We start from the raw sequence: 22,608 nt of genomic DNA on the forward strand, positions 1-22,608 counted from the left end.
ATCAAGGCGCACTGGCGACCTTGGCCGGGGGTGTCCAGATCACGTCCTTGATGCTCAGTGGTTTGGGAATCAGCTTCAGGGCCTGAAACGTGTCAGCGATCTTCTGTTGCGCAGCCACCACTTCCGGGGTGAGCGCTGCGGCGCCATAGCCCTGGCGCTTGACCGAGGTCAGGGTGATATCGGCAGGCAGGCCAAGCAGTGGTGCAACCTGCTCGGTCACTTGCTGCGGGTTGGCCTGGGACCACTGGCCCACCGCACGAACTTCTTCGATCAGGGTGTTGATCACCGCCGGGTGCTGGGTCGCATAGCTACGGGTGGCAAGATAGAACTGGTGGTTATCGACCAGGCCCTTGCCGTCGCGCAGGGTGCGTGCTTGCAGCTGTTGTTCGGCCGCGGCCTGGTAGGGATCCCAGATCACCCAGGCATCGACGCTGCCGCGCTCGAAGGCCGCGCGAGCATCGGCCGGTGGCAGATAGACGGGCTGGATGTCGGTGTACCTGAGGCCTGCGTCTTCCAGGGCGCGGACCAGCAGGTAATGCACGTTGGAGCCCTTGTTGAGGGCGACTTTCTTGCCCTTGAGATCGTTGATCGACTGTACCGGCGACCCCTTCGGCACCAGGATCGCCTCGCTGTGCGGTGCTGGCGGCTCATAGGCGACGTACAGCAGGTCGGCACCAGCGGCCTGGGCGAACACTGGCGGTGTTTCGCCAGTGACGCCGAAATCGATGGAGCCGACATTCAGCCCTTCAAGCAGCTGCGGGCCGCCGGGGAACTCGGTCCACTGCACCTGCACGCCCTGCTCGGCCAGACGCTTCTCCAACGTGCCTTTGGCCTTGAGCAGCACCAAGGTGCCGTATTTCTGATAACCGATACGCAGGCTCTCGGCCTGGGCTTGGGTAATGGCGCCGAAGGACACAGCCGCCGCAAACAGGGCGACCAGACCGCGACGCAAGAAGACTGTGCGCATGGCGCTCTCCTGTGCGATGGGGTTCGGGTTGCACCTGCTTGCCTCGTTGTCGGGCGAGTAAGGTGGTCAAGCAAGTGAAGCCGGTCAGATGCTCCAGCGAGCGCTGATCAGGCGTTCTTTCAGCACGCCGGGGGCTACAGGGCGTGGCCGGCGGGCCAGGGCGACGTGGAAGGTCTCCAGCGATTCCTGCAGGCGTTCTTCCAGCGCCGGTAGCAGCTGCGCGGGCTTGCTGCCGTCTGCGTAGGCGACTTGGCTGTCGTCGGCGAAGATCCCTTGCAGGGTCTCCTGCGCCTTGAGTGCCGACAGCACAGGTTTCAGTGCGTAATCCACCGCCAGCATGTGGGCGATACTGCCGCCGGTGGCGATCGGCAACACGATCTTGTGGGCCAGGGCCCGTTCAGGCAGCAGGTCGAGCAAGGTTTTCAGGGCGCCGGCGAAGGAGGCCTTGTACACCGGGGTGGCAACGATCAGGCCATCAGCCTGGGCTACCAGCTGCAGGAAATGCTGCACCTGCGGGCTGTCGAAACGGGCATGCAGCAGGTCTTCTGCGGGGAAGTCTCGTACCTGGAACGTTACCACTTCGATACCACGATCCTGCAGCCACAGGCGCGAACGCTCCAGCAGCACGCCGGAGCGTGAACGTGTACTGGGACTACCACCGATTGAGACGACCAACATTGCAGCGTTTCCTTGTCTGGGTTGGAAGTGACATTACCAGCGCATTCATATATCTAGAAATCATATTTTTTCATTTATTTATTCCATTTGATTTTTTAATCCTGACGGCCTGCGAAAAACCGAGGCAATTTCTACAGGCATAAAAAAGGGCCGTCGAAACGGCCCGAATATCCCTGCTATGGCTAAGAGCAATGCAACGAGGAATCCTTCAGCGATTAGGCTGCGGGGTCAGCCGCAGGTAGGGCTTGACCGCCCGGTAACCTTTGGGGAAGCGCTGCCTGATCTCTTCTTCGTCCTTCAATGAAGGCACGATCACCACGTCGTCACCGTCCTGCCAGTTGCCTGGCGTCGCCACCTTGTGGTTGTCGGTCAGTTGCAGCGAGTCGATCACCCGCAGGATTTCATTGAAGTTGCGCCCGGTACTGGCCGGGTAGGTGATCGTCAGGCGTACCTTCTTGTTCGGGTCGATAACGAACAGCGAGCGCACGGTCAGGGTGTCGCTGGCATTCGGATGGATCAGGTCGTACAGATCGGACACCTTGCGGTCGGCGTCAGCGATGATCGGGAAGTTGACCACGGTGTTCTGGGTCTCGTTGATATCCTCGATCCAGCGCTGGTGCGAGTCGACAGGATCGACCGACAAGGCGATGGCCTTGACCCCGCGCTTGGCGAATTCGTCCTTGAGCTTGGCAGTCAGACCCAGCTCGGTAGTGCACACCGGGGTGAAGTCCGCCGGGTGCGAGAACAGCACGCCCCAGCTATTGCCCAGCCACTCGTGGAAGCGAATCCTGCCGTCGCTGGAATCCTGTTCGAAATCGGGGGCGATATCGCCGAGTTTGAGGCTCATGGGCTGCGGCTCCTGTGCTGGGTTCTGTAGCGTGTGGGTTCAATGTGCCTGCGCCGGAATAAAAATAAAAAGAATAAATAACGATTTATTTATAACTGAAAAGCACATTAATGCGCAGACACAAAAAAGCCTCGCACTAGGCGAGGCTTCTTGTTTGGCTACGGCTTACAGGAAATTGTAAGTGTAGTTCACGATGAAGCGGGTCTGGTCTTTGTCCGCAGCGCTTTCGCCGCTACCACGGTAGACGCCCTGACGCAGGCTGAAGCCCAGGCCTTTGAGGGTGCCTTGTTGCAGGGTGTAGTCGACGCGCGCGTCACGTTCCCATTCGTTATAGGTGCCATCACCAGACCTGTTGCGTACGTCGTCACCACGCAGATAGGCCACCGAAGCCTTGAGGCCAGGCACACCCAGAGCCGCGAAGTCATAGGAGTACTGACCGAAGGTGGTGTTTTCGCCAGCGCGGGCGAACTGGTTGATCATGCTGTCGGTGAACAGGTAGAAGCTCGAGCCACCGTTGCCTTCCAGCGAAGAGGTGGCGCCGTCCTTGCGTACGCTACCTTGGTTCAGCCAGACGAAACCACCGTCATCCCCCACCTGCTGGTGGCCGAGCATCAGCGCGTGGCCACCCAGGGTGTAGGTGAACATGGCGCTCCAGGTCTTGTTGTCGACTTCACCGGTGTTCTTCGCGAAGCCACCATTGTTGTCGAAGGCGTACCCGGTCTGGCCGTTCTTGCCATCGCTGCTGCTGTCGAAGTAGCGCAGATCAGTCTTGAACGACTGGTTGTCGGCAATCTTGAAGACATGAGTAGCACCCAGGAAGTGCTGCTTGTAGAAGTCTTCCAGGTTCGAGTAGTAGTACTGCAGGGTCAGGTCAGGGGTGAGCTTGTAGTCACCACCGGCGAACTGGAACTTGTTGCTGTCACGGAAGGCGCCAGAAACGGAAAGACCGGTCCGGTTGCTCGAAGCACGGCCCATCGCGTGGGTCAGCTGACCTGCGTTGACGGTCAGGTTGTCGATTTCCTTCGACTGCAAGGTGCCGCCCTCGAAGGTTTGCGGCAGCAGGCGGCCATCGTTGGACACCAGGATCGGCAGGTTAGGCGCCAGGGCGCTACCGTAGTGAACTTCTGTCTTGGAGAAGCGAGCCTTCGCGTTACCACCAATGCGCGCCCAGTCGTGGACTGCCGAACCATCCGAGTCGCTTGGGAAGAAGGTGTTGTTGGCATCCGGGCGGCTACCACGGCCACCGTCCAGGTGAATGCCCCACAATGCTTGAACGTCAACACCAAAGCCTACGGTGCCTTCGGTGAAGCCAGACAGATAGTCAAGCTTGAAGCCCTGTCCGCTTTCCTTCTGGTCGATGCCGCTTTCGCGATTGTCATCGTTGAAGTACATGGTGCGCGAGCTGAGCGACAGTTTGCTGTCTTCAACGAAACCGGCAGCGCCTGCTTGTTGGGCGAGAACCCCCAATGCCACGGCCAGGGCCAGGCTGGACTTGTACATATTTTGCTCCTCTACGTTCTAATTCTTGTGTATCTCTGGCGGCGGGATCTGCTGCCCCGCTCACCGTGGATTGGCGATTTAGTCCCAAAGCGTGACCATTAAGTCAATCGTTTCTAAACGTTTCGCGACTTTGGTCTAAGACGCCACCTGCGCTACAGGATAATGACAATCCTATAAATCCAAAATGACCGTTTTATGAATTGGTAAGATTTTTCTGGAATATGTTAGGAACTGTTACTGGCTTTTATTGTAAAAACCAAGCGACTCATAACCATAGGTTATTTGCAAACGTTTGCTCATAACCTAATTCCATATCGTTCTAACGAGTCGGAAAAGGCTAGCAGCACTTCCGGGTTGTGCCATTGGCTGTGGTCATATCCGATCGAGCCCAAAGCGGTGCGCCTACAGGTTAAAGCGATTGGCTCCTAAGCTAATGCAAAAAAGTTATTTATTTTACTTTTCTTAGATCATTTAGCCTTCTCGCCATCCAACACCCGATGGCTGACGAGAGGTTCACCATGATTCCGCACGCTCCGCTGCGTCTGTTTGCCGCCCTGACCCTCGCCAGCGCCAGCTGGTTGGCCCAGGCTGCCGACCTGACCGTGGCCTACCAGACCACCGTCGACCCCGCCAAAGTCGCGCAGGTTGATGGCAGTTATGAAAAAGCCAGCAAGGCCAGCATCGACTGGCGCAAGTTCGACAACGGCGCCGACGTCATCACCGCAGTAGCCAGTGGCGATGTACAGATCGGTTACCTGGGCTCCAGCCCGCTGGCCGCTGCCGCTACCCGCAAGCTGCCGGTCGAGACCTTCCTGATCGCCACGCAGATTGGCGCCGGTGAGGCCCTGGTCGCCCGCGACGGTATCAACACTCCGCAAGACCTGGTCGGCAAGAAAGTCGCCGTGCCGTTCGTTTCCACCGGCCACTACAGCCTGCTGGCGGCCCTGAAAAGCTGGAACATCGACCCGGCCAAAGTACAGATTCTCAACCTCGCACCGCCAGCGATCATTGCTGCCTGGAAGCGTGGTGACATCGACGCTACCTATGTATGGGACCCGGCCCTGGGCGTGGCCAAGGAAAACGGCAAGATATTGATCACCTCGGGTGAGCTGGCCGAGAAAGGCGCGCCGACCTTCGACGCATGGATCGTGCGCAAGGACTTCGCCGCCAAACACCCGGACGTGGTCAAGGCCTTCGCCAAGGTCACCCTCGACGCCTACGCCGACTACCGCAAGGATCCCAAAGCCTGGCTCGCCAACCCGGGCAACGTCGCCAAGCTGGCCAAGCTCTCCGGCGCCAAGCCTACCGATATCCCGGTACTGCTGCAGGGCAACGTCTACCCGCTGGCGGCCGACCAGGCCAGTGCGCTGGGCACGCCGACCACCCAGGCGCTGACCGACACGGCCACCTTCCTCAAGCAGCAAGGCAAGGTCGACGCGGTACTGCCGGATTACTCGCCCTACGTCAGCGCCCAGTACCTGCCCAACTAAGCCTGTAGAAACCGACCGGAGCCTGCCATGGCCTTGCTCGAGCTGGAGCGCATCAGCGCACAGTACCCCGGCGCCACTACCCCGGTGCTGGCCGATATCAACCTGACCTTGGGGCCGCGCCAGTTGCTGGTGGCCCTGGGGCCTTCCGGCAGCGGCAAGACCTCGCTGCTGAACCTGATCGCCGGCTTCGTCGCCCCCAGCGGCGGGCGCATCACGCTGGACGGCGTACCGGTTCAGGGCCCCGGGGCCGAGCGCGGTGTAGTGTTCCAGGATGATGCCCTGCTGCCCTGGCAGAACGTGTTGGCCAATGTCGCCTTCGGCCTGGAACTGGCCGGCATGCCCCGCGCCGAGCGCGAAGCCAGAGCCCGCGAAATGCTGGCCCTGGTTGACCTCGAGGGTTATGGCGAGCGGCGCATCTGGCAATTGTCCGGCGGCCAGAAACAGCGCGTGGGCCTGGCCCGGGCGCTGGCAGCCGACCCTCGGGTACTGCTGATGGACGAGCCGTTCGGCGCGCTCGATGCCTTTACCCGTGAGCAGATGCAGGAGTTGCTGCTGCAGGTGTGGCAACGCACGGCCAAGCCGGTGTTCCTGATTACCCATGACATCGAAGAAGCGGTGTTCCTGGCCAGCGAGCTGGTGCTGCTGGCCCCCAACCCGGGGCGTGTGGTGGAACGCCTGCAACTGGATTTCGGCCAGCGTCATGCCGCCGGCGAACCGGCCCGGGCGATCAAGTCCGACCCCACCTTCATCGAAACCCGCGAGCATGTGCTGGCCCGGGTGTTCTCGCAACGGCAAAGCCTGCAGGAGCGCGCATGAGCAGTCTGGACCTGCCGGTCATCGGCAAACGCAACGCCGGCCCCCGGCCAACCGCCAGGCTGCGCAGCCCCTTGGCCACCCGCTGGATCAGCACGCTGACCCTGGCCAGCCTGCTGCTGGCCTGGTGGCTGGTGACCGCAGCCGGCTGGATCGAGCCGCTGTTCCTCCCCGCGCCCGCCGATATCGTGGCCAGGGCTTGGACCTTGCTGACCCAGGGTTACATGGATGCCAGCCTGTGGCAGCACCTGGGTGCCAGCCTGGGGCGCATCGGCGTAGCCCTGCTGGCCGCCACCCTCACGGCCATTCCGGTGGGCATCGCCATCGGCTACAACCGCGTGGCCCGTGGCATTCTCGACCCGTTGATCGAGTTCTACCGGCCGATCCCGCCGCTGGCCTACCTGCCGCTGATCGTGATCTGGTGCGGCATCGGCGAGCTGTCGAAGGTGCTGCTGATCTACCTGGCGATCTTCGCGCCCATCGCCATCGCCACAGCCACCGGCGTGCGCACGGTCGACCCGGCCAAAATGCGGGCGGCACAGTCGCTTGGAGCGACCAGGGCCCAGCTGATCCGCCATGTGATCCTGCCCAGCGCCTTGCCGGACATCCTCACCGGCCTGCGTATCGGCCTCGGAGTCGGCTGGTCGACCCTGGTGGCCGCCGAGCTGATCGCGGCCACCAGTGGCCTGGGCTTCATGGTGCAGTCGGCAGCACAGTTCCTGGTAACCGATGTGGTGGTGCTTGGCATCCTGCTGATCGCCCTGATCGCCTTCGCCCTGGAAATGGGCTTGCGCGCCCTGCAACGCAAGCTGGTGCCTTGGCACGGGCAAAGCCACTGAACCCTGTTGACCACGCCAGCAGCCTGGCTGCCTGACGAAGAGACCGACATGAGCCTGACCATTACTCCACTCAGCCCGGCGCTCGGCGCCCAGATCAGCGGCGTGGACCTCAGCCGCGACATCAGCACCGAACAGCGCGACGCCATCGAACAGGCGCTGTTGCAACACCAGGTGCTGTTCTTCCGCAACCAACCGATCACCCCGCAGCAGCAGGCACGCTTTGCTGCCTGCTTCGGAGACCTGCACATCCACCCGATCTATCCCAATGTGCCGGAAACCCCGCAGGTGCTGATCCTCGACACGGCGGTCACCGATGTGCGCGACAATGCCGTGTGGCACACCGACGTGACCTTCCTGCCGACCCCGGCCCTGGGAGCAGTCCTCAGTGCCAAGCAGCTGCCGGCGTATGGTGGCGATACCCTGTGGGCCAGCGGGATCGCGGCCTTCGAAGCCTTGTCGGCGCCCTTGCGCACGTTGCTCGACGGGCTCAGCGCTACCCATGACTTCACCAAGTCGTTCCCGCTGGAGCGCTTTGGTACCACGCCAGAGGACCTGGCGCGCTGGGAGGCCACGCGGCGCAACAACCCACCTTTGTCACACCCGGTGGTGCGCACGCATCCAGTGAGCGGGCGCAAGGCGCTGTTCGTCAATGAAGGGTTCACCACGCGGATCAATGAGCTGAGCGAACTGGAAAGCGAAGCGCTGTTGAAGCTGCTGTTCGCCCATGCCACGCGGCCGGAGTTCAGTATCCGCTGGCGCTGGCAGGAGAATGATGTGGCGTTCTGGGACAACCGGGTAACGCAGCACTTTGCCGTGGATGACTACCGGCCGAACCGGCGGGTGATGCATCGGGCGACCATCCTTGGGGATGTGCCTTTCTGACACCGCCCCGGGGAGGCTTGGGCCTCCTTTCGTGACACAAGGCCGCGTCTGCAGGAGTCGCATACCTCTGCAGGCGCAGCCTTGTCGGGATGGGCCGCACGGCGGCCCCCAGCGGGTTACCTGACCAGATGCAGGAACTGCATGTGCCGTTCGTACTGGTCGAGGATGTCGTTGATGATCTGCTCCCTGCTATAGCCCACCAGGTCATAGTTCTGGCTGCCTTCGCTCAGGTGCACCTCCGCCCGGTAGTAACGGCGGTTCTTCAACTCCTGCGTGCCCAGCCCACCGAGGGCGAACGATGGCGTGAAGTAGCCACGCATCTGCACCTGGTAGATGAACGGCTGCTCCTCGCCATGGCCAATCTTCAGGCTGACGTTGTCATGGCTCGGGTCGTCCTGGGTAATCAGCACCAGGCCCTTCTGCTCGAACACCTCGCGCACATCGGCAATTGCCGGGCGCACCACGTCGTCCATGAAGCGGTACACCTCGTCGCGCGACGGGAAATGCACCGCCTGGCTCAGGCGTTGACGCCAGCCACCGCGCCCGCGACGTGAATGCGCGAACGGGGCCAGTGAGTGCATCTGCGCGATCTGCCGTTGCGACTCCAGGTAGAACGCCTTGTGCAGCCCCCACATCATGCACAGCAAGATCAGCGAGAACGGCAACGAGGTCAGCACCACAGCGGACTTCAGCGAATCGATGCTGCCGGCGAACAGCAGTGCACTGGTGATCAGCGCCGTCATTGCGCCCCAGAAGATACGCAGCCAGTTCGGTCCGTCCTCGTCGGCATCACCTCCTGTCGCCGACAAGGTCGACAGCACCACGGTGCCCGAGTCGGCGGAGGTAACGAAGAACACGAAGCTGATGAACACCGTCACGGCAATCACCGCCTTGCTCCAGGGGTAGGTTTCCAGCAGCAGGTACAGGCTCATCGCCGGGTTATCCAGTGCCGACTGGCCCAGCGCGCTCATGCCGTGGTTGATCACCTGGTCCAAGGCGCTGTTGCCGAAGATCGACATCCACGCCAGGGTGAAGCCCAGCGGAATCAGCAGCACGCCGAAGACAAATTCGCGAATCGTACGGCCGCGGGAGATACGGGCGATGAACAGCCCCACGAACGGTGCCCATGCAATCCACCAGGCCCAGTAGAACACGGTCCAGCCGCCCAGCCAGCCGCTGTTCTCGCCGTAGGCATACACATCGAAGCTCTTGCGTGGCAAGGCACCGAGATAATCGCCAAGGTTCTGGATCAGCGTGTTGAACAGGTGTTGGGTAGGGCCGGCGAACAGCACGAAGAGCAACAGCGCGCAGGCCAGGAACAGGTTGATGTCGCTCATCACCCGCACGCCCTTCTCCACCCCGGCAACGGCCACGGCGACCGCCGCGCCCATCATCAGGACGATCAACAGCACTTGCACCCACTGGCTGTGGCTGATGCCGAACAGATAGTCGAGGCCGGCATTCAGGTGCAGCACGCCAAAGCCCATGTCGGCGCCCAGGCCGAACACCGTGGCAATGATGCCGAAACCGTCCACCGCGTAGCCGATCGGCCCATTGATGCGCTTGCCGATCAGCGGGTACAACGCCGAACGCAAGGCCAGCGGCAGGTTGTGCCGGTAAGCGAAGTAGGCCAGGGCCATGCCGACGAAGGCGAACACGCCCCAGCCATGCAGGCCCCAGTGCAGGAACAGGATCTGCATGGCCTGGCGCCCGGCCTCGGCGGTAGCCGCCTCGCCCTGGGGCGGCTGCAGCATGTGTGTCAGCGGCTCGGACACGCAGAAGAAGAACAGGGTGATGCTGATACCGGCGGCGAACAGCATGCCGGCCCACGACAGATAGCTGAACTCGGGCTCGTCGTGGTCGGCACCGAGCTTGATCTTGCCGTAGCCGGACAAGGCGGTGACCACCACGAAGACCAGGTACAGCGTCATCGCCAGCATGTAGTACCAGCCGACGGTGTTGGCCGCCCAGTTCTGCGCCGCCAGCAACCAGTCGCCGGCACTGCGCGGGTTGGCAATGACCACCAGGCCGAAGAGCAGGATGAAACTTGCCGCGAAATAGAACACCGGGGGGTTCATGCGGATCTTGCCATTGGCAAGGGATGGGATCGGTGCACTCATGGGCGGCGCACCTCGTCGAATGACGTAAGGTTCGGAATGAACGGGTTCAGCAAAGGAATCCTCCTGTTGAACACCGGCAGCGGACCAGCGTTTTTCATTGAACAAGCGTTCAAGTTAAACATGGATCGGATTTCAATGCGAATCAGGGCGCTGGCTGGCGCCCTCCCTGGCCGGCCTCTTCGCGGGGCTTGGCGACGAGGAGGCCGGTACGGATATCAGTTCTTGTCCTGGCAATCCAGCTGCAGATTGGCCTGGGTAATGTTGCTGTCGGCCGGCACGCTGCGGGTCAGCCAGACATTGCCACCGATGGTCGAACCTTTGCCGATGGTGATCCGCCCCAGAACCGTGGCGCCAGCATAGATGACCACATCGTCTTCGACGATCGGGTGACGCGGCAGGCCTTTGTGCAGGGTCCCCGACTCGTCGCTGGGGAAGCGCTTGGCTCCCAGGGTCACGGCCTGGTAGATACGCACGCGCTCGCCGATGATCGCGGTTTCGCCAATCACCACACCCGTACCGTGGTCGATGAAGAAGCTCGGGCCGATCTGTGCCCCGGGATGAATGTCGATGCCCGTGGCCGAATGCGCCAGCTCCGAGCTGATCCGCGCCAGCAGTGGCAAGCCGGCCTGGTACAGGTGGTGCGCCAGACGGTGGTGAATGATCGCCAGGATGCCGGGGTAGCACAGCAGCACTTCATCGACGCTGCGCGCCGCCGGGTCACCGTGGTAAGCGGCCAGCACGTCGGTATCGAGCAGCACGCGCAGGCCCGGCAAGGCGGCGGCAAAGCCCTGGACCAGGCGCAGCGCATGGGCATCAACGCCGTCCAGCTCGGCCTTGTTTTGCCGTGCGGCGTAGCGCAGCTCGAGGCGAGCCTGGACCAGCAAGGCGGTCAACGCGGCATCCAGGGTATGGCCTACGTAGAAGTCTTCACTTTCTTCGCGCAGGTCGACAGGGCCAAGGCGCATGGGGAACAGCGCGCCGCACAGTTGTTCGAGAATCTGCCGCATGGCCTCGCGCGAAGGCAACTCACGCCCGCCTTGCTCGCCACTGCTGCGGCCATTGCGGGCGCGCCATTGTTCACGGGCGCCGCGCAGACCGGCGACGATGCTCTGCAGCTGCCAGTGCCCGGATGAAGGTTGTTCGCTCACGGTTTTCTCCTGCCTGAGTAGGCCAGACTCATTTTTATTTGGCTGACCCGCGAAAGGGCCGGGCCTGCGTACATGCAATCCACTCTACGGCAAAACCATCCCTTGGAAAAAACAACGCTTTATTCCATCCTGCACTAAGTCAGGCATAAGCAGCGATGACGGGGGGCGGATACTCACCTACCCTCAATGCAGTCGGGACTGACAAAAACACAAAAGGAAATAATAAAATAATTTTTTAGTATTTCCTGGCCTAAGTGGCCATCCCTATAGTCGCCACCCACCACTGATCACAAGCGCGGGGCTCCCACATGTCGAAATTCGCCAAACCGCTACTCAACGCCAGCCTGGCTCTCCTGCTGGGTGCAGGCCTGTTCAGCCAGGCCTTTGCCGGCGAGCAGCTCAAGACTATCCAGGAAAAAGGCGTGATCAACGTCGGCCTGGAAGGCACCTACCCACCGTTCAGCTTCCAGGACGAGAACGGCAAGCTCACCGGCTTCGAAGTCGAGCTGTCCGAACTGCTGGCCAAGGAGCTCGGAGTCAAGGCCAAGGTGCAGCCGACCAAGTGGGACGGCATCCTCGCCGCCCTGGAGTCCAAGCGCCTGGATGTGGTGATCAACCAGGTGACCATTTCCGAAGAGCGCAAGAAGAAGTACGACTTCTCCGAGCCCTACACCATCTCCGGCATCCAGGCGCTGATCCTGAAGAAGAAGGCCGAGCAGCTGAACATCCACAAGGCCGCCGACCTGGCCGGCAAGAAGGTTGGCGTAGGCCTGGGCACCAACTACGAGCAGTGGGTGAAACAGGACGTGCCGCAAGCCGATGTGCGCACCTATGAAGACGACCCAAGCAAGTTCGCCGACCTGCGTAACGGCCGTATCGATGCCATCCTGATCGACCGCCTGGCCGCGCTGGAATATGCCCAGAAAGCCAAGGACACCCAGCTGGCCGGCGATGCCTTCTCGCGCCTGGAAAGCGGCGTGGCACTGCGCAAGGGCGAGCCGGAACTGCTGGCGGCAATCAACAAGGCACTGGACAAGCTCAAGGCTGACGGCACGCTGGCCAAGCTGTCCGAGAAGTACTTCGGTGCCGATGTCACCAAATGATCGCTGAAAGCCTGCAACTCGTTGTCGATTCTGCGCCCTTCCTGCTGAAGGGCGCGGGTTATACCGTGCTGCTCAGCGTCGGGGGCATGTTCTTCGGCCTGCTGCTGGGGTTTGCCCTGGCGCTGATGCGGCTGTCGAAGGTCCTGCCATTGAACTGGCTGGCCCGGGTCTATGTGTCGTTCTTCCGCGGCACACCACTGCTGGTGCAGCTGTTCGTGATCTATTTCGGCATGCCGCAGATCGGCATCGAACTGGACCCGATCCCGGCCTCGCTGATCGGTCTGTCGCTGAACATGGCGGCCTACATCTGCGAAATCCTGCGCGCGGCGATCTCCTCGATCGACCGCGGCCAGTGGGAAGCCGCCGCCAGCATCGGCATGACCCGCGTCCAGGCCATGCGTCGGGCCATCCTGCCGCAAGCCTTGCGCACCGCCTTGCCACCGTTGGGCAACAGCTTCATCTCGCTGGTCAAGGACACCGCCCTGGCGGCGACCATCCAGGTGCCCGAGCTGTTCCGTCAGGCCCAGCTGATTACCGCACGCACCTTCGAAGTGTTCACCATGTACGTGGCGGTCGCGGTCATCTACTGGGTGCTGTGCAGCATCCTCGCGCACTTCCAGAACCGCATGGAAGCGCGCGTCAACCAGCATGACCAGGAGCATTGAGCATGATTGAAGTCAAAGGCCTGACCAAGCGGTTCAAGGGCCAGACCGTGCTCAACGGTATTGATCTGGCCGTGCAGCCGGGCGAAGTGGTGGCGATCATCGGCCCCAGCGGCTCTGGCAAGACCACTTTCCTGCGCTGCCTGAACCTGCTGGAAACCCCCGATGCCGGGCAGATCCAGATCGGCGACATCAGCATCGACGCCAACCGCCCGCTGGGTGGCCAGCAAGGCGCGATCCGCCGCCTGCGCCAGCAGGCCGGGTTCGTATTCCAGAACTTCAACCTGTTCCCCCACCGCACTGCCCTGGAAAACGTCATCGAAGGCCCGGTGATCGTCAAGAAGACGCCTCGCGAGCAGGCCATCGAACTGGGCCGGCGCCTGTTGGCCAAGGTCGGCCTGGCAGGCAAGGAAGACGCCTATCCACGGCGCCTGTCCGGTGGCCAGCAGCAACGGGTGGCCATCGCCCGCGCCCTGGCCATGGAACCGGAGGTGATCCTGTTCGACGAACCGACCTCGGCGCTCGACCCGGAGCTGGTGGGTGAAGTGCTGGCGACCATCCGCGGCCTGGCCGAGGAGCGACGCACCATGATCATCGTGACCCACGAGATGAGCTTTGCCCGGGACGTGGCGAACCGGGTGATTTTCTTCGACAAGGGAGTGATCGTGGAACAGGGCGAGGCCAAGGCGCTGTTCGCGGCGCCGAAGGAAGAACGTACCCGGCAATTCCTGCGCAAGTTCCTCGGGACTGCGGCTTCCGAGTAAGCCTGTGCCGGCCTCGCGGGCGCGCCCGCGAGGCCGGCACATCCGCAACAAATCCCTTCTTCTATACATATTCCAAAGAGTTAGTTCATAAAGTTTTTATAAAGCATTAGGGTATATGAACCGGACCACCGGACCAGCACACATCCGTCGCGACCAGCTACAGCGACATAACCAATTTGTGAGGTCAGGAATGGTCAGGATCACAATCACCCCAGTGCGCAACGCCAGGGCATTGAGTGCAGCCAAGGAGCGGCACTGATGTCCAGCCAAGCCAATACCCGATTCCACAGCGATCTCGACAGCTCGCCGGTGCTGCTGCCAGCCAAGGTGCTGCGCAACGACGCCGAAGCCTTGCAAGCGGCCCGCGAACTGGCCGAGGTTGCCCGTGAGCAGGCCGCCCGCCGCGACCAGCAACGCAAACTGCCATGGGCCGAGATCGAGCTGTTCACCCGCAGTGGCCTGGGCAGCATCAGCGTCCCCAAAGCCTTCGGCGGCCCCGAGGTGTCATTCGAGACCATCGCCGAAGTATTCCGCCTGATCAGCGCCGCCGATCCGGCCCTGGGGCAGATCCCGCAGAACCAGTTCGGCATCCTGCAACTGCTGCGCCTGACAGGAACCGAAGCGCAGCAGGCGGCGATCTACCGCAGCGTGCTCGACGGCTGGCGTATCGGCAATGCCGGCCCTGAGCGCGGCACCAAAGATACCCTCACACTCAGGGCCAGGCTTACCCGGGCCGGCGACGGCTATCGCATCAGCGGCGAAAAGTTCTATTCCACGGGTGCTCTGTTCGCCCACTGGGTGGCGGTCAAGGCGCTGGACGACGAAGGCCGCCAGCGCCTGGCGTTCGTCCGCCGTGGCAGCCCCGGGCTGCGCATCGTCGATGACTGGTCCGGGTTCGGCCAGCGCACTACCGCCAGCGGCACCGTACTGCTCGACCAGGTGCCGGTGGATGCCGAGCTGGTGATCGACAATTGGCGCCAGCGCGACATCCCCAATACCCAGGGTGCAGCTTCGCAGCTGATCCAGGCGGCCATCGATGCCGGTATTGCCGAAGCGGCGATCAATGAAGCGATCACATTCGTCCGCGAGAAGTCCCGCCCATGGGTCGACGCCAATGTCGAGCGTGCCAGTGACGATCCGTATGTGATTGCCGACGTCGGTCGCCTGAAGCTCGAACTGCATGCCGCCGAAGCGTTGCTGCGCAAGGCTGCGCGGGTTCTCGACGAAGTCAACGCCGCGCCGATCGACGCCGCAAGCGCGGCGCGGGCCTCGATCGCGGTGGCCGAGGCCAAGGTGCTGACCACCGAAATCGCCCTGCAGGCCAGCGAGAAGCTGTTCGAGCTGGCCGGCAGCCGCGCCACGCTTGCCGAGTTCAACCTCGACCGCCATTGGCGCAACGCCCGGGTGCACACCCTGCATGACCCGGTGCGCTGGAAGTACCACGCGGTGGGCGCTTACCACCTCAACGGCACGCTGCCTGCGCGGCATTCCTGGATCTGATTTTTTGGCTTTGGGGCCGCTTTGCAGCCCATCGCGACACCAGCCCGCTCTTGCACAGGCCCCGTGTGCGCACCCTGTGGGGCCGGCCTTGCTCGCGATGGGCCGCAGCGGCCCCAATAGCCCGGAGAACACCATGACCACAACCATCATTACCAACGATGGCCACGCCCTGGCCGTCGCCGAAGACATCGCCCGGCAACTGCGCCGCGACAGCGCCCAGCGCGACCGTGAACGCCGCCTGCCGCACGCCGAGCTGGAGCTGTTCACCCGCTCCGGGCTGTGGGCGATCAGCGTGCCCAAGGCCTTCGGCGGTGCCGGCGTGTCCAATGTCACCCTGGCCAAGGTCATCGCCCGCATCGCCCAGGCCGACGGCTCGCTCGGGCAGATCCCGCAGAACCACTTCTACGCCCTGGAAGTGCTGCGGGTGAACGGCTCGCCCGAACAGCAGCAGCGCCTGTATGGCGAAGTACTGGCTGGCCGTCGCTTCGGCAACGCCCTGGCCGAACTGGGCACCAAGACCGCCAACGACCGTACCACCCGCCTGAGCCGTGACGGAGACGGTTTCCGCATCAATGGCCGCAAGTTCTACGCCACCGGGGCCATCTACGCCCAGCGTATTCCCACCTCGGTGGTCGACGAGCACGGCGTGCAGCACCTGGCGTTCGTTCCGGCCGACAGCCAGGGCCTGCAGGTGATCGACGACTGGAGCGGTTTCGGCCAGCGCACCACCGGCAGCGGCTCGGTTGTGTTCGACAACGTCTATGTCAGCGCCGCCGACGTGGTGCCGTTCCAGAGCGCCTTCGAGCGCCCCACCCCGGTTGGCCCGCTAGCGCAGATTCTTCATGCCGCGATCGACACCGGTATTGCCCGCGCCGCCTATGCAGACGCCTTGCAGTTCGTGCGCAGCCGTAGCCGGCCGTGGGTCGACTCCGGCCTGGACAAGGCCAGCGATGATCCGTTGACGCTGAAAAGCTTCGGTCAGCTGGCGATCCGTCTGCACGCCGCCGAAGCCCTGCTGGAGCGTGCCGGCGAGTACCTGGACCGCGCCCGCGACGACAGCACCGCCGCCAAGGTTGCCGCTGCTTCCATCGCCGTGGCCGAAGCCCGCGCCATCAGCACCGAGATAGCCCTGGCAGCCGGCACGACGCTGTTCGAACTGAGCGGCAGCCAGGCCACCCTGGCCGAACACAACCTCGATCGCCACTGGCGCAACGCCCGCGTGCACACCCTGCATGACCCGGTACGCTGGAAATACCACGCCATCGGCAATTACTACCTCAACGATGCCAACCCGCCACGTCGGGGGACCATCTGATGGCCAGGCAGATCCTGCTCAATGCCTTCAACATGAACTGCATCGGGCACATCAACCACGGCCTGTGGACCCACCCACGGGACACTTCGACCCAGTACAAGACCCTGGACTACTGGACCGACCTGGCGCAGCTGCTGGAACGCGGCCTGTTCGACGGGCTGTTCCTTGCCGATATCGTCGGCACCTACGATATCTATGGCCAGTCGCTGGATGTCACCCTGAAGGAGTCGATCCAGCTGCCGGTCAACGACCCGCTGCTGCTGGTTTCGGCCATGGCCGCCGTCACCCGCCACCTGGGGTTCGGCCTTACCGCCAACCTCACCTACGAGGCGCCGTACCTGTTCGCCCGGCGCCTTTCCACCCTGGACCACCTGAGCAATGGCCGGGTGGGCTGGAACATCGTCACCGGCTACCTCGACAGTGCCGCCCGGGCCATGGGCCTGGCCCAGCAACCCGAACATGACCGCCGCTACGACCAGGCCGACGAATACCTGCAGATACTGTACAAACTGCTGGAGGGTAGCTGGGCCGACGATGCGGTGGTCGCCGACCGCCAGCAGCGCATCTACGCGCGGCCCGACAAGGTGCGCAAGGTCCGCCATCAAGGCGAGTTCTACCAGGTCGAGGGCTACCACCTGAGCGAACCGTCGCCGCAGCGCACGCCGGTGCTGTTCCAGGCCGGCAGCTCACCGCGAGGCCTGGCCTTCGCCGGCAATCATGCCGAATGCGTGTTCATCAGTGGCCAGGACAAAGCCGCCACCCGCGCCCAGGTCGACAAGGTGCGTGCCGCCGCCCAGGCCGCTGGGCGCGACGCGCAAGCGGTCAAGGTGTTCATGGGCATCACGGTGATCGTCGCGGCCACCGAGCAACAGGCCCAGGCCAGGCACGCCGAGTACCTGCAACATGCCAGTGCAGAGGCCGGGGTCGCGCATTTCGCAGCCTCCACCGGTATCGACTTTGCCGCCTTCGAGTTGGATGAACCGATCGCCTTCCGCCAGGGCAACGCCATCCAGTCCGCCACGCGCCAGTTGCAGGACAACGCCTGGACCCGACGTCGCCTGTTGCAGCAGCACGCCCTGGGTGGTCGCTACGTGACCCTGGTTGGCGCGCCGGAGCAAGTGGCCGAGCAACTGATCGCCTGGATCGATGAAACCGGCCTGGACGGCTTCAACCTGACCCGCACCGTCACCCCGGAAAGCTTCGAGGACTTCATCGACCTGGTCATCCCACAACTGCAGCAGCGTGGCCGCTACAAGACCGCCTACGCCGAAGGCACATTGCGCGAAAAGCTGTTCCAGGCCGACCACCCGTACCTGCCCGCCGACCATCCTGGCTCGGCTTACCGCTTTGCCTCTACCCCTACCACGACTGGAGCCCTGCACCATGCTTGAGAAACTGTTCCGGCCCGTCGCGGCCATCGCCGTCAGCCTCGGCCTGTGCGCCAGCGCCCTGGCCGCCGAACCGCTGAAGATCGGTACCACTGCCGCCTTCGCCATACCACTGGAAGCGGCCGTGGAAGAAGCACACAAACAAGGCCTGGAAGTGAAGCTGATCGAGTTCAGCGACTGGATCGCGCCGAATGTCAGCCTCAATAGCGGCGACATCGACGTGAACTATTTCCAGCACATCCCGTTCCTGGAGAACGCCAAGGCTGCCGCAGGTTTCAACCTGGTGCCCTACGCCTCCGGCATCATCAACAATGTCGGCCTGTACTCGAAAAAGTACAAAAGCTTCGCCGACCTGCCCGAAGGCGCCAGCGTGGCCATCGCCAACGACCCGATCAACAGCGGCCGTGGCCTGCAGCTGCTGGCCAAGGCTGGCCTGATCAGCCTCAAGCCGGGAGTGGGCTACAAAGCCACCGAGGCCGACATCGTCGCCAACCCGAAGAACCTGAAGATCCTCCAGGTCGAGGCGGTACAACTGGTACGAGCCTATGACGACGCCGATCTGGTGCAGGGCTACCCGGCATATATCCGCCTGGCGAACAGCTTCGACGCTGGCTCGGCGCTGCTGTTCGACGGCCTGGAGAACAAGGAATACGTCATCCAGTTCGTCATTCGCCCGCAAAGCAAGGACGACCCGCGCCTGGCCAGGTTCGTCGACATCTACCAGCATTCGCCAGCGGTGCGCGCGGCCCTCGACAAGGCCCACGGCAAGCTTTACCAGGCCGGCTGGGAGGGCTGACATGAGCCAGGCCAGCGCGCTCCGGGCGCCCACCACACAATCACTACCAGCGACGGCCAAGGAACAGGCCCTGCGCCCGGAGGTCAATCAGGCCCACGTGCGCTTCATCGGCCTGGGCAAGACCTACCCGGGCCAGGCGCAACCGGCCTTGCGCGGCATCGATCTGAATATCCGCCATGGCGAGATCTTCGGCATCATCGGCCGCAGTGGTGCCGGCAAGTCATCGCTGCTGCGTACTATCAACCGGCTGGAACAGCCCAGCCAGGGCCGGGTACTGATCGACCAGGTGGACATCGCGCCTTTTCACCAAGACCAGCTGGTAGCCCTGCGTCGGCGTATCGGCATGATCTTCCAGCACTTCAACCTGATGTCGGCCAAGACCGTGTGGCAGAACGTCGAGCTGCCACTGAAGGTGGCCGGCGTAGCCAAGGCCGAGCGCCAACGCAAAGTGCGTGAACTGCTGGAACTGGTAGGCCTGCAGGAAAAACACCACGTGTACCCGGCGCAGCTGTCCGGCGGGCAGAAGCAGCGGGTCGGCATCGCCCGGGCGCTGGTGCATGACCCCGAGATCCTGCTGTGCGACGAGGCCACCTCAGCGCTGGACCCGGAAACCACCACGTCGATCCTCGAGCTGCTGCGCGATATCAACCAGCGCCTGGGCCTGACCATTGTGCTGATCACTCACGAGATGGCAGTGATCCGCGACATCTGCCACCGGGTGGTGGTACTCGAGCGCGGTGAAGTGATCGAGCAGGGCGAAGTCTGGCGGGTATTCGGCGCCCCGCGCCACGAGGTCACCCGGACCCTGCTCGCGCCTTTGCAGGCCAGGCTGCCTGCGGCGTTGCAGGCCAGCCTGCAAGCGACTCCGGCGAGCCACGACAGTGCCGTGGTGTTGAAGCTGACTGTGCTCGGCGAGCCGGAACTGTCGGCCCTGTTCAATGACCTGGGCGGCCGCGTGCGCCTGCTGCAGGGTGGCGTGGAAATCATCGGCGAGCATGCCCTGGGGCAGCTGATCCTGTCGGTGCAGCACTCGCCGCACGTCCCACATCAATTGCTGGAACGCGCCCGCCGCTGGGCCGAGGACGTGGAGGTACTAGGCCATGTGGTTTGATCGCCTGCTCGAAGGCTTGCTCGATACGTTGTTGATGGTCGGCGTGTCGTCGTTGATCGCCCTGCTGGCAGGGGTGCCGATGGCAGTATTGCTGGTAACCAGCGACAAGGGCGGGATCTTCCAGGCCCCCGTGCTGAACCGGGTGCTCGGCGCTTTCGTCAACCTGTTCCGCTCGATCCCGTTCCTGATCCTGATGGTCGCGCTGATCCCCTTCACCCGCCTGGTGGTAGGCACTACCTACGGCGTGTGGGCGGCAGTGGTACCGCTGACCATTGCCGCCACGCCGTTCTTCGCACGGATTGCCGAGGTCAGCCTGCGCGAAGTCGACCATGGCCTGGTCGAAGCGGCGCAGGCCATGGGTTGTCGGCGTTGGCACATCGTCTGGCATGTGTTGTTGCCCGAGGCACTGCCGGGAATCGTGGGGGGGTTCACCATTACCTTGGTGACGCTGATCAACTCTTCGGCCATGGCCGGCGCGATCGGCGCCGGGGGCCTGGGGGATATTGCCTACCGCTATGGTTACCAGCGTTTCGACAGCCAGATCATGCTGACCGTGATTGCCATGCTGGTGGCGCTGGTGGCATTGATCCAGCTGGGTGGGGACCGCCTGGCGAAGGGCTTGAACAAGCGCTGAAGTGCCAAGCGTGATAGCTGTGGCGCCTGGGATATCGAGCGCCGCGCAGGCGGCGCTCGATCTCAAATGCGCTGAAGACCTACAGCCAAGGTAAATCCGCAGCCGGCACCGGCCGCCCGAACCAGTACCCCTGCCCCAGCTGACACCGCTCCTGAAGCAGGAAGCTGGCCTGCTCGGCCTGCTCGATACCCTCGGCATGCACCTGCATGCCCATGCTGCGAGCCAGGGCGATGATCACCCGGACGATCGCGATATCGTCCTCGTCCTGCGGCAACCCGGCGACAAAGCCTTGATCGATCTTTAGCTTCTGCACCGGCAGACGCTTCAGCCGCAGCAGTGATGAATACCCGGTACCGAAGTCGTCGATGGCCAGGGTCACGCCCAGCTCACGCAGGCGATGCAATTGCTCCAGCGCCACCTCCGGGTCCTCCATCACCGCGCTCTCGGTCACCTCCAGCTCCAGCAAGGCCGGGGCCAGGCCGGTTTCGTGCAGCACCTCGGCCACCTGCTGGTACAGCTCATGCTGGCCAAACAGACGGCTGGAAATGTTCACCGCCACGAACGCCAGCTGCCGGCCCTGACCTTGCCATTGCACCATCTGCCGACATGCCTGGCGCAGCACCCAGGCGTCGATCTCGGCGATCAGCCCGGTGCGCTCGGCAATCGGGATGAACTCGCCCGGCGGCACCAGGCCGCGCTGCGGGTGCTGCCAGCGCACCAGTGCTTCGACCCCGACCGGGCGGCCGCTCGCCAGGTCGTGTACCGGCTGGTAGAACACCCGTAACTCGTCCTGCTCCAGCGCCCGGCGCAGTTCACCTGCAGTTTCGACCCGGTGCTGGGCGTGGGCGGTCAGCTCTTCGGTGTACAGCGCATAGCAGGCCCGCCCGTTGCTCTTGGCCTTGTACAAGGCCGAGTCGGCGTTTCGCAGCAATTGCTCGGCACTCAGGGCGTCGCTGGGGAACAGGCTGATACCCGCGCTGACACTGATGAACAGGCGATGCCCCTCGAACAGGAACGGCTCGCGCATGCGCTCGATGATGCCCTGTGCCAGCTTGCCGGCCTGGCCGACCTGCTGGCAGTTCTCGGCCAGCACCCCGAACTCGTCGCCCCCCAGTCGCGCCAGGGTCACGCCGCTGCCCAGCACCTCGCCGAGGCGCTCGCCCACCAGCTTGAGCAACTGGTCGCCAATGGTGTGGCCAAGGCCGTCGTTGATGCTCTGGAAATGGTCGAGGTCCAGCAACAGCAGGGCACAGCCGCGCTTGTTGGCCTGAGCTGCGGTCAGGGCCTGCCCGACCCGGTCGGTGAACAGCAGGCGGTTGGGCAGGCCGGTCAGCGGGTCGTGGTGGGCCAGGTAGGCCAGCTCCTGTTCCGAATGCTTGATCGCGCTGATGTCGCTGAACACCGCCACGTAGTGGCTGAGTTCACCTTCGTCGTCGTGAATGGCGCAGATGGTCTGCCATTGCGGGTAGATTTCGCCGCTCTTGCGCCGGTTCCAGATTTCGCCGCTCCACTCGCCCCTATCCGCCAGGGTGGCGTAGATCTGCTGATAGAACGCCAGGCCATGGCGGCCCGACTTGAACTTGTTCGGACGCTGGCCGATGACCTCATCCTGCTGGTAGCCGGTAATGCGCATGAAGGCCCGGTTGACGTGCACTATCAGGCCCTGGCGGTCGGTCACCAGCACGCCTTCCAGGGTACTGTCGAACACGGCGGCAGCCATGCGTAGCCGCTCGCGGTCTTCGCAACGCAAACGCGCGCCACGGCCGATGAAGTTGAGCAGGCGCACCCGCGACACATAAATCAGCAAGGCACTGAACAGTACCCAGACCACCACGTTGATCTGTCGCCCCACGGTCTGTGCCAGTGGGTCGTCGGTCATGCTCTGCAGCACCACCTCGGCGAGCGTCAGCCAGAGGACCGATAGCACCACATACAGCGCAGCCATGCGCAAGGCGTCGCGAACGGAAACAGACATGTCGGGTGCGATAGCCCATCAGAAAGGAAGGGGCATTATAAAGGCTGAAACATGTCGTGACTTCCTATCTGAACGG

Annotated in this window: 20 protein-coding genes; 13 read left to right on the forward strand and 7 right to left on the reverse strand. The window is 63.2% G+C overall.

All coding sequences use genetic code 11. The annotated features are described in order from the left end of the window. Position 1 precedes the first annotated feature (1 nt). From B4L76_RS22710 to B4L76_RS22725, 4 genes are all read right to left on the reverse strand, one after another. Complete coding sequence (locus B4L76_RS22710; RefSeq protein ID WP_296235323.1) at positions 2-967, reverse strand: sulfonate ABC transporter substrate-binding protein; 966 nt, start codon at positions 965-967, stop codon at positions 2-4. A gap of 84 nt (positions 968-1,051) precedes the next feature. Beyond that, on the reverse strand, positions 1,052-1,645 hold the full coding sequence (gene ssuE / locus B4L76_RS22715) for an NADPH-dependent FMN reductase (RefSeq protein WP_296235324.1): 594 nt from the start codon (positions 1,643-1,645) through the stop codon (positions 1,052-1,054). Positions 1,646-1,853: 208 nt separating this feature from the next. After that, positions 1,854-2,492 (reverse strand): peroxiredoxin, encoded by a 639-nt coding sequence (locus B4L76_RS22720; RefSeq protein WP_296235325.1) that lies wholly within the window; start codon positions 2,490-2,492, stop codon positions 1,854-1,856. A 165-nt stretch (positions 2,493-2,657) separates the two neighbouring features. Continuing rightward, positions 2,658-3,992 carry an OprD family porin gene (locus B4L76_RS22725; protein WP_296235326.1) on the reverse strand — a complete coding sequence of 445 codons (1,335 nt, stop codon included), beginning with the start codon at positions 3,990-3,992 and terminating at the stop codon, positions 2,658-2,660. Positions 3,993-4,510: 518 nt separating this feature from the next. Here B4L76_RS22725 and tauA point away from each other — a divergent pair. From tauA to tauD, 4 genes are read left to right on the forward strand one after another with little or no spacing between them, the layout of a single operon-like run. Then, positions 4,511-5,482, forward strand: coding sequence for a taurine ABC transporter substrate-binding protein (gene tauA / locus B4L76_RS22730; protein WP_296235327.1), 972 nt, complete (start codon positions 4,511-4,513; stop codon positions 5,480-5,482). Between the two features lie 27 nt (positions 5,483-5,509). Further along, on the forward strand, positions 5,510-6,298 hold the full coding sequence (gene tauB / locus B4L76_RS22735) for a taurine ABC transporter ATP-binding subunit (protein ID WP_296235328.1): 789 nt from the start codon (positions 5,510-5,512) through the stop codon (positions 6,296-6,298). Further along, positions 6,295-7,134, forward strand: coding sequence for a taurine ABC transporter permease TauC (gene tauC, locus B4L76_RS22740; protein WP_296235329.1), 840 nt, complete (start codon positions 6,295-6,297; stop codon positions 7,132-7,134). The genes tauB and tauC overlap by 4 nt, the downstream gene beginning before the upstream one ends. Before the next feature lie 48 nt (positions 7,135-7,182). After that, positions 7,183-8,016 (forward strand): taurine dioxygenase, encoded by an 834-nt coding sequence (tauD, locus tag B4L76_RS22745; RefSeq protein WP_296235330.1) that lies wholly within the window; start codon positions 7,183-7,185, stop codon positions 8,014-8,016. Positions 8,017-8,132: 116 nt separating this feature from the next. On the opposite strand, the gene betT is transcribed toward tauD, so the two are convergent. Together betT and epsC are read right to left on the reverse strand one after the other, a co-directional pair. Beyond that, positions 8,133-10,094: a choline transporter BetT gene (gene betT, locus B4L76_RS22750; RefSeq protein ID WP_296235392.1), complete on the reverse strand. Its 1,962-nt coding sequence runs from the start codon at positions 10,092-10,094 to the stop codon at positions 8,133-8,135. 257 nt (positions 10,095-10,351) lie between these two features. Continuing rightward, positions 10,352-11,284: a serine O-acetyltransferase EpsC gene (gene epsC, locus B4L76_RS22755; protein WP_296235331.1), complete on the reverse strand. Its 933-nt coding sequence runs from the start codon at positions 11,282-11,284 to the stop codon at positions 10,352-10,354. A 308-nt stretch (positions 11,285-11,592) separates the two neighbouring features. On the opposite strand from epsC, the gene tcyJ reads away from it, so the two are divergent. From tcyJ to B4L76_RS22800, 9 genes are all read left to right on the forward strand, one after another. Further along, positions 11,593-12,387, forward strand: a complete 795-nt coding sequence (tcyJ, locus tag B4L76_RS22760) for a cystine ABC transporter substrate-binding protein (protein ID WP_296235332.1) — start codon at positions 11,593-11,595, stop codon at positions 12,385-12,387. Beyond that, positions 12,384-13,052, forward strand: a complete 669-nt coding sequence (gene tcyL, locus B4L76_RS22765) for a cystine ABC transporter permease (protein WP_296235333.1) — start codon at positions 12,384-12,386, stop codon at positions 13,050-13,052. Before tcyJ ends, tcyL begins: the two co-directional genes overlap by 4 nt. 2 nt (positions 13,053-13,054) lie before the next feature. Next, the gene (tcyN, locus tag B4L76_RS22770; protein ID WP_296235334.1) at positions 13,055-13,813 is read left to right on the forward strand and encodes an L-cystine ABC transporter ATP-binding protein TcyN; all 759 of its coding nucleotides are present in this window, start codon (positions 13,055-13,057) and stop codon (positions 13,811-13,813) included. 258 nt (positions 13,814-14,071) lie between these two features. Next, a complete protein-coding gene (locus B4L76_RS22775) occupies positions 14,072-15,313 on the forward strand; it encodes an SfnB family sulfur acquisition oxidoreductase (protein ID WP_296235335.1) in 1,242 nt (413 codons plus the stop codon). 133 nt (positions 15,314-15,446) lie between these two features. Then, positions 15,447-16,628: an SfnB family sulfur acquisition oxidoreductase gene (locus tag B4L76_RS22780; protein WP_296235336.1), complete on the forward strand. Its 1,182-nt coding sequence runs from the start codon at positions 15,447-15,449 to the stop codon at positions 16,626-16,628. Next, positions 16,628-18,019, forward strand: a complete 1,392-nt coding sequence (locus B4L76_RS22785; protein ID WP_296235337.1) for an LLM class flavin-dependent oxidoreductase — start codon at positions 16,628-16,630, stop codon at positions 18,017-18,019. The genes B4L76_RS22780 and B4L76_RS22785 overlap by 1 nt, the downstream gene beginning before the upstream one ends. Beyond that, positions 18,012-18,812: a MetQ/NlpA family ABC transporter substrate-binding protein gene (locus B4L76_RS22790; protein WP_296235338.1), complete on the forward strand. Its 801-nt coding sequence runs from the start codon at positions 18,012-18,014 to the stop codon at positions 18,810-18,812. Before B4L76_RS22785 ends, B4L76_RS22790 begins: the two co-directional genes overlap by 8 nt. Position 18,813: 1 nt before the next feature. Continuing rightward, positions 18,814-19,923, forward strand: coding sequence for a methionine ABC transporter ATP-binding protein (locus B4L76_RS22795; RefSeq protein WP_296235339.1), 1,110 nt, complete (start codon positions 18,814-18,816; stop codon positions 19,921-19,923). Next, the gene (locus B4L76_RS22800; RefSeq protein WP_170027793.1) at positions 19,913-20,557 is read left to right on the forward strand and encodes a methionine ABC transporter permease; all 645 of its coding nucleotides are present in this window, start codon (positions 19,913-19,915) and stop codon (positions 20,555-20,557) included. Before B4L76_RS22795 ends, B4L76_RS22800 begins: the two co-directional genes overlap by 11 nt. Positions 20,558-20,636: 79 nt before the next feature. Here B4L76_RS22800 and dibA read toward each other — a convergent pair whose 3' ends face one another. Continuing rightward, positions 20,637-22,532, reverse strand: a complete 1,896-nt coding sequence (gene dibA, locus B4L76_RS22805) for a phosphodiesterase DibA (RefSeq protein WP_296235340.1) — start codon at positions 22,530-22,532, stop codon at positions 20,637-20,639. Positions 22,533-22,608 lie beyond the last annotated feature (76 nt).

The organism is Pseudomonas sp. UBA4617 (assembly GCF_002386445.1).
In the GTDB taxonomy this organism is placed as follows: domain Bacteria; phylum Pseudomonadota; class Gammaproteobacteria; order Pseudomonadales; family Pseudomonadaceae; genus Aquipseudomonas.